The sequence below is a fragment of the Polaribacter sp. OB-PA-B3 genome (genome assembly GCF_054589375.1).
Map to the genome: position 1 here is coordinate 165,327 of NZ_BAAIIX010000006.1, position 12,230 is coordinate 177,556.

Sequence of the window (12,230 nt, forward strand, 5' to 3'; positions counted from 1 at the left end):
ATAATAAAATCAAATGAAAATTGCGAATATTAAACCAAAAAGAGTTTAACATAAAGAATTTTTTACTAGTAAAATTATGTAATTTAATTTAGCACTTGCAAAGGTCTGCTAATGATGTGTTTCTAAAAATATCTAATGTATTGTCTCTTACTTTAATCATTAACCGATGAACAGAACATGCATTTTCATCAGGACAGTCATCACATTTTTCGTAAAAATTTAAACTTACACAAGGCACCATAGATATTGGCCCTTCTAAAATTCGCATCACAGTTGTCATAGGTATATCCGAAGGACTTTTAAGCAGATAATAACCTCCTCCTTTTCCTTTCTTTGAACCTAAAATTCCGTTTTTACGAAGAGTTAACAAAATAGTTTCTAAAAATTTTAGAGAAATATTTTCGCTTTTAGAAATTGTAGCAATAGCAACAGGATTTTTATTTTCTTGTTTCGCTAGATAGGTAAGCGCTTTTATTCCGTATTTTGTCTTTTTTGAAAGCATTAATTTACTAGATTTTAATCAATAACCTCTATTTGGTTGTATGGCTTTTATCTAAACTATAAAAGGTAGCTTGTGCATAATCTGTAGTATCACCAGAGTTATTTAAATGATAAACACCAGCTTTAAAATACATGTATTGCCCACCAACATTATATCCGCTTTTAACCATATCTACAGTTTTAGAAACATCATCTTTACCGTCTCTACTAATTGTAACTGTTAAACTATCTCCAACAACTTTTATCGAATAAGTAAACTTTTCATTTAATGCAATTCCGTTTGCTGGGTTAGAAGCACTACTACTTCTAGAACCAATTAATTCGTACCATTGTTCGCTACCATTACCATCTGTTGGTTCATGTGCAAAATAAATAGAACCTAAAGCATTTTCTTTTAATTTTCTGTAATAAATTCTTACAGGCTCATCGTCATTTGCGTGTATTTGACCAATTACCAATCTACCAATATGGCTACTATTACCAGTTGTTGTAACATGATTAATAGCTAATGTAGCATTCATTACTCCGTCGTAACCAGCAGCAGCATTTAAATCGGCAGAAGGTGCTGTACCAAAAACCCAATTATTTTTATTTACACCTTTAGTACTAATACTTGTATCTACACCTCTTAACATTTCTCTTAGTTCTACTCTAGTATAATTTGTGTTTGCAGAAGTTTTAAAACCATTTACTGGACATTTAAAAACCATTCCGCCATCATCTGATGTATAAAAATACTTATTATTTTTATATTTATTATTTAATTCGCTTACAGTAATTGTGGTTGCTATGCCGTTTCCGTTATTTTCTGGAACGCTTAAATTCCATGTAGATAAATCAAAGTTTTCTGATGGTGCGTTTGTAACATTTTCTTTACCAGCTTGCTTCACCTCTATTATTTCTGATAAACTTCCGCCAGAAACTTGTATAATTCCTGTACGAAGATTTAATGTAGTATTTTCTAAAACAGTAACATCAATTTTACCATTGTTAGCACTAGAGGTTGGTGTTACCGAAATCCAATTTTGATTTGTAGTTACATCCCAATCTATATTAGAAGAAATATTTACTGATTTTGTTTCTTCTTGAGCAGTAAATTCTGATAATGAATTTACGGTTAATTTTTCTATAAAAATATCTTCAGAAGTTTCACCAGAACTACCGCAACTTATAAATATGGTAAGAAATGAAATGAATAAAATACTTTGTAATGATTTCATAAAACCTTTTAAATTATTAAACCTTAAAGGTAGTAAAAAGAATAATTAATTATTGATTTATTGTAAAGCTTGTTTTAAATCGTCAATAATATCTTTAACATTTTCTAAACCTACAGATACACGAACCAAACCATCTGTAATACCAACTTCTAAACGATCTTCTTCTGATAAACGCCCGTGTGTTGTAGAAGATGGATGTGTTACAATTGTTCTAGTGTCGCCCAAATTAGCAGATAAAGAACACATTTTAATTTTATTTAAAAAATTTCTTCCAGCCTCTACACCTCCTTTAATTTCAAAAGCAACAATATTTCCGCCCAATTTCATTTGCTTTTTTGCGATTTCATATTGTGGATGCGATTTTAAAAAAGGGTATTTCACCAACGATACTTGTTCGTTCTCTTCTAAAAACTGAGCAACTTTTAAAGCATTTTCTGCATGTTTTTCTACTCTTAAAGCCAGAGTTTCTAAACTTTTAGACAAAACCCATGCGTTAAAAGGCGACATTGCTGGCCCTGTATTTCTAGCAAACAAATAGATTTCTCTAATTAAATCTTTGCTACCAACAGTTACGCCACCTAAAACTCTACCTTGTCCGTCCATTAATTTTGTAGCAGAATGAATAACCAAATCTGCACCAAATTTTATTGGTTGTTGTACATAAGGTGTGGCAAAACAATTATCTACTATAAATATTAAATTATGCTTTTTTGCAATTTGACCTATAAGTGCTAAATCTAAAATATCTACTGCCGGATTTGTTGGCGTTTCTATGTAAAGAATTTTTGTGTTTTCTTGAATTAAACTTTCAACTATATCTACTTCATTAACCTTAAAGTAAGAAGTTTCAATATTCCATTTCGGCAAATATTTTGTAAACATACTATGTGTAGACCCAAATACAGATCTACATGAAACAACATGATCGCCTGCATTTAATAATGCCGCAAAGCTTGAAAATATTGCAGACATACCTGTCGCAAAAGCATAACCTGTTTCTGCACCTTCCATTGCAACAACTTTATCTACAAATTCTGATGTGTTTGGGTTTGTAAATCGACTATACAGGTTACGTTGTTTTTCTTCGGAAAAAGAAGCTCTCATTTCTTCTGCATCATCAAAAACAAAACTCGATGTTAAATATAAGGGTGTAGAATGTTCTGAAAACTGACTTCTTTCTGTCTGATTTCTTATTGCTGATGTTTCAAAATGTTTGCTCATGTTTATGATTTAATAATTCTGAAACAACTTTCAGAATAACCTTTTTTATTAATTATTATGTTTTGCCAATCTTAAAATATCTCCAAATACACCTCTTGCAGTTACACTTGCTCCGGCTCCGGCCCCTTGAATTACAATTGGTTGTTCGCCATAAGACTCTGTATAAATTTCAAATATTGCATCAGAGCCCTTTAAAGAACCCAAAGGTGTAGATTTTTCTATTGACACTAATTTCACTTCTAAATTCCCTTTTGATTGTGATAAATCTCCGCTTAATTCACCAATATATCTTAAAACGTGATTTGGCTCTTGATTTTCTTTTAAAGTCTGATATTCGGTATTTAATAACTCTAAATTTTCTAGAAAATTTTCTGCTGTACCTTCTCTTAAATTTTCTGGAATTAAGTTTTTGATAACCACTTCGTCTAACTCATTTTCTAATTCTAATTCTCTAGCAAGTATCAATAATTTTCTAGCTACATCATTACCTCCTAAATCTTCTCTAGCATCTGGCTCTGTAAAACCTTTATCAATTGCTTCTTTTAAAACATCAGAAAAAGGAACATTTTTATCAGAAAAATTATTAAATAAATAACTTAAACTTCCAGAAAAAACACCTCTAATTTTGGTTATATTTTCTCCAGATTCATGTAATAAACGAATTGTATCAATCAAAGGTAAACCTGCACCAACATTGGTTTCGTATAAATATTGTTTTTTATATTCTTTTAACTTTGCTCTAATTTCTTTATAAAAATCAAAAGATAAAGTATTTGCAATTTTATTACAAGATACTAAATCGAAACCAGCTTCTATTAAAGGTACATAATTAGCTACAAAATTTACACTTGCAGTATTATCTACAGCTATTAAGTTTTCGAAATGATGTGCTTTTGCATAGGCAATTATATCATTAACACTTACATTTTCTTCTCCACTTTCTAAAAGATTCTCTTTCCAATTTTTAGAAACTCCTTCTTTTTTTAACAATACTTTTTTAGAATTAGCTACAGCAAAAACATTTAATTGTAGTTTTCTTCTATCTAAAACAGACTTTGTGTTTTCTATAATTTGATCTATTAATGTACCACCAACCAAACCTTTACCAAAAACAGCAATATTTATTTTTTTTGTAACACCAAAAACCTGCCCATGAATTACGTTTACAGCTTTGTGTAATTCGTTTCTTTTTACCACCAAACTAACATTTTTACCAGTTACTGTGTTGTTAAATAAAACGGGTACAATTTGATTTTTAATTAGAGCATTATACGGAAGATGAAACTCACTTAAATCTTGGCCAATAATAGAAATTACAGCTACATCTTTTACAACAGAAATCTGATTAACATCTTGCGAATAAAAATCATTTTCAAACTCTTTTTCTAATGCATTTATTGCTTCTTCAGATTCGTTTTCTGCTATTATTAATCCGATTCCTCTTTCTGATGAACCTTGCGATATAATGCTAATACTTATATTTCTATCGCTTAAAGCTTTAAAAATTCTAGCATCTACACCAACTTTACCCAATAAACCTCTACCTTCAAAATTTAGCAAAGCAACATCTTCTATCGTAGAAATAGATTTTATTCCTTTTGTTGATGATTCTGATGTAATAAGTGTTCCTTTATCTTCTTTATGAAACGTGTTTAAAATTCTAAGATTGATGTTTTTTTCTATAAGTGGTATAATTGTTTTAGCATGTAAAATTGTTGCTCCGAAATTTGCCAGTTCATTTGCTTCAGAAAAAGATAGCTGTTCTATCTTTTTGGCATCTGCCACCAAATCTGGATTTGCAGTAAAAATTCCGCTAACATGTGTGTAATTCTGCAACTCTTCTGCATCTAAATAATTGGCTAATAATGCAGCCGTATAATTACTACCATTTCTACCCAATGTAGTTGTTTCTCCTTTTTTATTTGCGGCAACAAACCCACTAACAACATTAATTACGTTACTATTTTTCTTAAAAAAAGCAGAAATATTCTCTTTTGAAATTGCCGTTATTGGTTGTGCATTACCAAAATTTTCGTCTGTAATTATTAAAGATCTAGCATCAACTGCATTTGCAGGTACATTTATTTCTTCTAGTAAATTTGCTACTAATTTTACAGACAATAATTCTCCTTGGGCTAGAACTTCATCTTTTATTTTAATACTATAATCTCCTAATAAAGAAACTCCTTCAAATATGGTTTCTAATTTTGTAAATTCTGATGTAAAATCTATTTTATTTGTTGGCTCTTGCTGATATTTTTTAAACTCTTCAAATTTAGATTTATACTCTTTTTTAGTTGCAGCAAGATTTAGAATTTCTTCTAAATCGTTGGTTGCATTGCCTCTTGCAGAAGCTACAACTGTAATTTTTTTATTTTCTTTATGTTTTTTGGCAATGATACTTATTGCACTTTTTAAGCCTTTACCGTTGGCTAAAGATTTCCCTCCAAACTTTAAAACTTTCATCTTCTTTTCTCTGTAATCTTTATTAAAAATAGGTGCTATTATTTTCTCTAATTGATCATATTCTATTAAAAATGCATCATGACCATGCACCGAATTTATTTCGTTATAAGTAACATTGTCTTTTGTTAATGCTAACTTTTTATGAGTCTCTCTATTTTCTTCCGCAGTAAAAAATAAATCAGAATCTACACCAATAATATGAATGTTGGCTTCTATCTTATCTAAGATTTCTTCAGATTTTAAACCTCCATTCGTAACATCAATCGTTTTTAATAATTGATTCATTAATTTATAAGACGATAATTGGTAACGTTCTTGTAGCTTTTTACCGTGATGCAACAACCAACTTTCTACATCAAAAATATCTGAATTTACTTTTTTTGATCGATGAAAACGTTCTTTAAAACTCTCTGGTGTTCTATAACACAACATTGCATGCATTCGTGCATCGTGTACAGGATTACTAGAATTCACCAAAAATTGTTCTTGAATTTGGCAATTGGCTATTAACCAATCTGTAGATTTCCAGTCTGTTGCAATTGGCAAAAAATGTTTGGTTAATTTCGAATTTAAAACAAGCATTTCCCAAGCAATTCCACCACCTAAAGAACCACCAATCAAAGCAAATATTTTGTCAATTTTTAATAATTTTAATCCTTCTAAAAAAATATTCGCAACATCTCTTGCTATAAAATCTTTATAATTTTCTATTAAATAACCATCAAAACCATTGCCTGGTATATTAAAAGACAATACGGTGTAAACCTCTGTATTAATTGCTTTATTTAGACCAACAATATCTTGCCACCAACCATCAATGCCCGCAACATTAGAATTACCTGTTAAAGCATGATTGATTAAAACCACAGGAGCCGAACCTAATTCTTTACCAAAAACTTGATAACTCAAATTTAATTCAGGAATTTTTGCACCAGCTTCTGTGGTAAAATTTTTTATTTTGATATGTTTTAGTAATTCTTTCAATTAAAAACCGATTTATATTTCTGAAAAAGCTGCTTTTAAATCTGCTTTTAAATCTTCTATATCTTCTATACCAACAGATAAACGAATTAAATCTTGAGAAACACCAGCACTTTCTTGTTCCTTTTCATCTAATTGTTGGTGTGTTGTACTTGATGGATGAATAATTAAAGATTTTGTATCACCAATATTTGCCAATAAAGAGAAAATTTTTGTTTTATCTGCTATTGTTTTTGCAGCTTCAAAACCGCCTTTTGGACCAAAAGTTACAATTCCACTTTGCCCATTAGGTAAATATTTATCAGCTAAGGCTTTATATTTACTACTTTCTAAACCAGGATAATTTACCCAAGCAACTTCTTCTTGCGCCTCTAACCATTTTGCCAATTCTAATGCATTTTTAGAATGTTGCTGTATTCTTACCGGCAATGTTTCTAAACCTTGAATAATGTTAAAAGCATTGGTAGGACTTAATGCACCACCAAAATCTCTTAATCCTTCTAAAATTAATTTAAAAGTATATGACGCAGCACCTAAAGCTTCGTGATATTTTAATCCGTGATATCCTGCAGAAGGCTCTGTAAATTCAGGAAACTTACCATTTGCCCAATTAAAAGTACCAGCATCAACAATTGCACCTCCTAAAGAAGTTCCTTGTCCGCCAATATATTTTGTAAGTGAATGTATTACAATATTTGCTCCGTGTTTAATAGGATTTAATAATGCAGGTGTTGCTACAGTATTATCTACAATAAAAGGAACTTCCGCAGCTTTAGAATGTGCAGCTATTGCTTCTAAATCTAAAACATCTAATTTAGGGTTTCCTAAAGATTCCACAAAAAATGCTCTTGTATTTTCTTGCACAGCATCTGCAAAATTATCTGGATTAGAAGCATCTACAAAAGTTGTTGTAATACCAAATCTTGGCAAGGTAACGCTTAATAAATTATAAGTTCCTCCGTATAAACTACTCGAAGCCACAATATGATCTCCAGCCTTTAAAAGCGTTAATAAACCTGTAGAAATTGCAGCCGTACCAGAAGCAAAAACAACAGCTCCGATTCCGCCTTCAACAGCCGCCAATCGGTCTTGTAAAATTTGATTTGTAGGATTATTTAAACGTGTATAAATAAAACCTAATTCTTTAAGCGAAAATAAATTTGCCGCGTGTTCTGAATTATCAAAAACATATGAAGATGTTTGATAAATAGGAACTGCTCTTGTACCTCCGTTTTGTGTTACGTCATGCCCTGCATGTAATGCGTTTGTTGCTAATTTTTGAGTACTCATTTTTCTATTTTTTTGAGTTAATAAATGATTAAAACAAAAGTTGAATGCATCAATTTATTGTTGATGTACTTACTAGAAAAATGTTATTAAGAAAATAGAAGTTTCCAGAACAGGAAAATTCTTTTTTGTTATCTATCCAAATACAATATATTTAGGTAGAATGTAGCACCTTCTTTATTTCTAAAGGGTTGCTAAGGCTTCATCGGGTCTAATCCCTTCACCTTTCTTGATAACATTTCAATAAGTTATTGAACTTTGTGAGTACAAATATATGTTCAGAAAAATTTAATATCCTAATAAAATCGTAATATTTTTTTTTCTGCTACAAATTTCACATTTTATTAAGCTAAGTTTTAATTATTCTTTAAAAACAACGTTTTAAAACTCTTAAAATTGATTTATTGATGATACTATCATAAATAATTATGATAAAAAAGTAGGCGTTTTAATTTTATAATGTATTTTTGCAGTCGAATTTAGAGGAAAAATTTGAACTGATTGCAACCTCATTAAAAAAATGCTAAAGCAGTAATTATCTACTTCTTTTAGCGACTACGCAATCAATTTTAATTTCCTACAACATTTAAAAGAAGAATATTATGTCATATTTATTTACCTCAGAAAGTGTTTCTGAAGGACATCCAGATAAAGTTGCAGATCAAATTTCTGATGCTTTAATAGATAATTTTTTAGCCTTTGACAAAACAAGTAAAGTAGCTTGTGAAACATTAGTTACAACTGGGCAAGTTGTGCTAGCGGGTGAAGTAAAGTCTAAAACTTATTTAGATGTACAGCAAATTGCAAGAGATGTAATTAATAAGATTGGTTATACAAAAGGAGAATACATGTTCGACGGAAATTCTTGCGGTGTTTTATCTGCTATTCACGAACAATCGCCAGATATTAACCAAGGTGTAGATAGAGCAAAACCAGAAGAACAAGGTGCCGGAGACCAAGGAATGATGTTTGGTTACGCAACAGATGAAACTGAAAACTATATGCCTTTGGCTTTAGAGCTGTCTCATAGATTATTAAAAGAATTAGCCGAATTACGTAGAGAAAACAAAGACATTACTTACTTAAGACCAGACGCTAAATCTCAAGTAACTATAGAATATTCTGATGATAATGTACCACAAAGAATTGATGCCATTGTAATTTCTACTCAACATGACGATTTTGATAAGTCTGATGATGTTATGTTAGCAAAAATTAAAAAAGATATTGTTGAAATTTTAATTCCTAGAGTTGTCGCAAAATTACCTGCTCATATTCAAAAATTATTTACAGACAATATTACATATCACATTAACCCAACTGGAGTTTTTGTGATTGGTGGACCACACGGAGACACAGGTTTAACTGGTAGAAAAATTATTGTTGATACTTACGGTGGTAAAGGTGCACACGGTGGTGGTGCTTTCTCTGGTAAAGACCCTTCTAAAGTTGATAGATCTGGTGCTTATGCAACAAGACACATTGCAAAAAACTTAGTTGCTGCTGGTTTATGTAAAGAAGTTTTAGTGCAAGTTTCTTATGCTATTGGTGTTGCGAAACCTACAAGTATTAACGTAGAAACGTATGGTACTACAACAGTTGGTTTATCCGACGGAGAAATCAGTAAAAAAGTAGAAGAAATTTTTGATATGCGTCCTTATTTTATTGAACAACGTTTAAAATTAAGAACACCAATTTATTCTGAAACTGCCGCATATGGGCATATGGGTAGAACTCCAGAAGTTAAAACAGTAACTTTTTCTAACCCGATGGGAGAAACTGTTTCAGAAGAAGTAGAAACTTTTACTTGGGAAAAATTAGATTATGTAGATAAAGTAAAATCTGCATTTAATCTTTAAAATATATAGATTTAATAAGAAGCCTTTAGACATGTCTAAAGGCTTTTTTTATGCTAAAAATTTAACATTTTACACGTTTTCTCTTTAACAATTTTTTAAGAAGTCTTAACTTTTTGTTTATGTAACTTCGAAAGTTATAATATTAATCAAATATATCATGACAAAAAAAATACTTACTAGGCTGCTTTTAGTGGCTTTCGTATTTGGTTTTTCTACTGAATCTTCTGCTCAATTTTGGAAGAAAAAGAAAAAAGAAGCGCCGAAAACTGCAGCAAAACCAAAACCTAAACCTACAAAAGGTGGAATTCAGCCTTATAGTAAGGTAGTAACAAAAGATCACAAAACAGACGAAGGTTTGTTTAAAGTGCACCAAAAAGATAATTCTTATTTATTTGAAATACCAGATTCTCTTTTAAGAAGAGAAATGTTAATGGTAACAAGAATTGCTAAAACTGCTAGCGGTATTGGTTTTGGTGGAGGTAAAACAAACACACAAGTTTTACGTTGGGAGAAAAAAAATAAACAAATCTTATTAAGAGTTGTTTCGCATAGCGTTGTTGCAGATACTTTATTACCTGTACACGAAGCAGTAGTAAATTCTAACTTAGAACCAATTTTATTTTCTTTTCCAATTAAAGCTTTTAGTAAAGATTCTACCGCAACGGTTATAGATGCAACTTCTTTATTTTCTACAGATGTAAAACCATTAGGTTTTCCTAATTTTTACCGAAGAGCTTACCAAGCTACAAGAATGGATAAAACTCGTTCTTATATAGATAGAGTAAGTAGCTACCCAAGAAACATAGAAGTAAGACACGTAAAAACTTATTTTGCTAACAAAGCACCATCTAACAGTGCGGTTGGCTCTATTACTTTAGAAATGAGTAATTCTATGGTTTTATTACCAAAAGTACCAATGAAACGTAGATATTTTGATGAGCGCGTAGGTTGGTTTGCTAGAGGTCAAACAGATTATGGTTTAAAAGACCAAAAAAGTAAAACGGTTAGATATTTAGATAGATATCGTTTAGAAGTTAAAGATGAAGATATCGAGAAATTTAAAAGAGGAGAATTAGTAGAACCTAAAAAACAAATTGTTTATTACGTAGATAGAGCAACTCCTAAAGAATGGGTACCATATATTATACAAGGTGTTAACGATTGGCAAGTAGCTTTTGAAGCTGCTGGTTTTAAAAATGCTATTGTTGGTAAAATGGCACCAACTAAAGAAGAAGATCCAGATTATAGTCCAGAAGACGTACGTTATTCTGTAATTAGATATTTAGCATCTCCAATACCAAATGCAAACGGACCTCACGTAAGTGACCCAAGATCTGGAGAGATTTTAGAATCTGATATTAACTGGTACCATAATGTAATGACTTTATTACACAACTGGTTTTTTGTACAAACAGCTGCAATTAATGAAGATGCAAGAGGTAACAACTTTAAGACAGAAACTATGGGACGTTTAATTCGTTTTGTTTCTTCTCACGAGTTAGGCCATACTTTAGGTTTACCTCACAATATGGGAAGTTCTGTTGCGTATCCGGTAGATTCTTTACGTTCTGCAACTTTTACTAAAAAATACGGTACAGCGCCCTCTATTATGGATTATGCACGTTTTAATTATGTAGCACAACCAGAAGATAAAGGTGTTGCTTTAATGCCAGACATTGGTCCTTATGATAAATACTCAATCAACTGGGGTTATAGACCAATTTTAGACAAGACTGCCGAAGAAGAAAAAGAAACTTTAGATAAGTGGATTTTAGACAAAGCAGACAATCCAATGTATCATTTTGGTCGTCAGCAATTTGGTGTTGTAGATCCTAGTGCGCAAACAGAAGATTTAGGAGACGACGCTATTAAGGCTAGTGATTATGGTATTAAAAATTTAAAAAGAATTTTACCTAGATTAGAAGAGTGGACAACAGAAAAAGGACAAACTTATGATGAAATGGCTACAATGTATGGTCAAATTGTTGGACAGTTTGGTAGATACATGGGACATGTTTCTTCTAACGTTGGTGGTATTTATGAAAATTATAAAACAGCAGATCAAGAAGGTGCTGTTTACACACATGTAGACAAAGATCACCAAAAAGCAGCTTTACAGTTTGTAATTAATCAATTATTTAAAACTCCTACTTGGATGCTAGATAAAGATCTTTTCTCTAAAACACAATCTAGTGGTGCTTTAGAAAGAGTAAGATCTTTACAAGTAAGAACTTTAAATAGCCTTTTAAGTGCAGATAGAATGGCTCGTATGATAGAAAATGAAACTTTAAATGGCTCTAAAGCTTATAATTTGGTTTCTATGTTTTCTGATGTAAGAAAAGGTATTTGGTCTGAATTATACAGCGGTAGAAGTATAGATACTTACAGAAGAAATCTTCAAAAAGCACATGTAGAGCGTTTAGACTTTTTATTAAACGATGCTAAAAATCAAAGAGGTAGATTTGGAACACCATCTGTTAATGTTGGTCAGTCTGATATTAAATCTTTTGCAAGAGGAGAATTAACTAGATTAAAAAGAGATGTTAGAAATGCAGCTTCAAGAGCATCTAACACTACTTCTCGTTACCACTTACAAGATGTTTTAGCTAGAATTGAAGTAGCTTTAGACCCAAAGTAAGAAAAAATTAATGTTCATTTAAAAAACCACGCCTATTATTGGCGTGGTTTTTGCATT

Annotated in this window: 7 protein-coding genes and 1 riboswitch; of the genes, 2 read left to right on the forward strand and 5 right to left on the reverse strand. The window is 31.1% G+C overall.

All coding sequences use genetic code 11. The annotated features are described in order from the left end of the window. Positions 1 to 88: 88 nt before the first annotated feature. The 5 genes from ACYPV9_RS11990 to ACYPV9_RS12010 are packed head-to-tail and all read right to left on the reverse strand — an operon-like array spanning position 89 to position 7,679. A complete protein-coding gene (locus ACYPV9_RS11990) occupies positions 89 to 502 on the reverse strand; it encodes an RrF2 family transcriptional regulator (protein WP_077811079.1) in 414 nt (137 codons plus the stop codon). 28 nt (positions 503 to 530) lie between these two features. Then, positions 531 to 1,721, reverse strand: a complete 1,191-nt coding sequence (locus ACYPV9_RS11995) for a polysaccharide lyase family 7 protein (protein ID WP_459744041.1) — start codon at positions 1,719 to 1,721, stop codon at positions 531 to 533. A gap of 57 nt (positions 1,722 to 1,778) precedes the next feature. Beyond that, complete coding sequence (locus ACYPV9_RS12000) at positions 1,779 to 2,942, reverse strand: O-succinylhomoserine sulfhydrylase (protein WP_459744043.1); 1,164 nt, start codon at positions 2,940 to 2,942, stop codon at positions 1,779 to 1,781. A 48-nt stretch (positions 2,943 to 2,990) separates the two neighbouring features. Then, a complete protein-coding gene (gene thrA / locus ACYPV9_RS12005) occupies positions 2,991 to 6,392 on the reverse strand; it encodes a bifunctional aspartate kinase/homoserine dehydrogenase I (protein WP_459744045.1) in 3,402 nt (1,133 codons plus the stop codon). A gap of 12 nt (positions 6,393 to 6,404) precedes the next feature. Next, on the reverse strand, positions 6,405 to 7,679 hold the full coding sequence (locus tag ACYPV9_RS12010; RefSeq protein WP_459744047.1) for an O-acetylhomoserine aminocarboxypropyltransferase/cysteine synthase family protein: 1,275 nt from the start codon (positions 7,677 to 7,679) through the stop codon (positions 6,405 to 6,407). A 125-nt stretch (positions 7,680 to 7,804) separates the two neighbouring features. Beyond that, positions 7,805 to 7,915, reverse strand: a riboswitch (SAM riboswitch). Between the two features lie 363 nt (positions 7,916 to 8,278). On the opposite strand from ACYPV9_RS12010, the gene metK reads away from it, so the two are divergent. Both metK and ACYPV9_RS12020 read left to right on the forward strand, forming a co-directional pair. After that, positions 8,279 to 9,535 carry a methionine adenosyltransferase gene (gene metK, locus ACYPV9_RS12015; RefSeq protein WP_459744050.1) on the forward strand — a complete coding sequence of 419 codons (1,257 nt, stop codon included), beginning with the start codon at positions 8,279 to 8,281 and terminating at the stop codon, positions 9,533 to 9,535. A gap of 157 nt (positions 9,536 to 9,692) precedes the next feature. Then, a complete protein-coding gene (locus ACYPV9_RS12020; protein WP_299063614.1) occupies positions 9,693 to 12,173 on the forward strand; it encodes a zinc-dependent metalloprotease in 2,481 nt (826 codons plus the stop codon). Positions 12,174 to 12,230 lie beyond the last annotated feature (57 nt).

Excerpts from the sequence above, each read along its gene's own strand:
- ACYPV9_RS11990 (WP_077811079.1), bottom strand. The coding sequence starts at position 502 with ATGCTTTCAAAAAAGACAAAATACGGAATAAAAGCGCTTACCTATCTA.
- ACYPV9_RS11995 (WP_459744041.1), bottom strand. The coding sequence starts at position 1,721 with ATGAAATCATTACAAAGTATTTTATTCATTTCATTTCTTACCATATTT.
- ACYPV9_RS12000 (WP_459744043.1), bottom strand. The coding sequence starts at position 2,942 with ATGAGCAAACATTTTGAAACATCAGCAATAAGAAATCAGACAGAAAGA.
- ACYPV9_RS12010 (WP_459744047.1), bottom strand. The coding sequence starts at position 7,679 with ATGAGTACTCAAAAATTAGCAACAAACGCATTACATGCAGGGCATGAC.
- metK (WP_459744050.1), top strand. The coding sequence starts at position 8,279 with ATGTCATATTTATTTACCTCAGAAAGTGTTTCTGAAGGACATCCAGAT.
- ACYPV9_RS12020 (WP_299063614.1), top strand. The coding sequence starts at position 9,693 with ATGACAAAAAAAATACTTACTAGGCTGCTTTTAGTGGCTTTCGTATTT.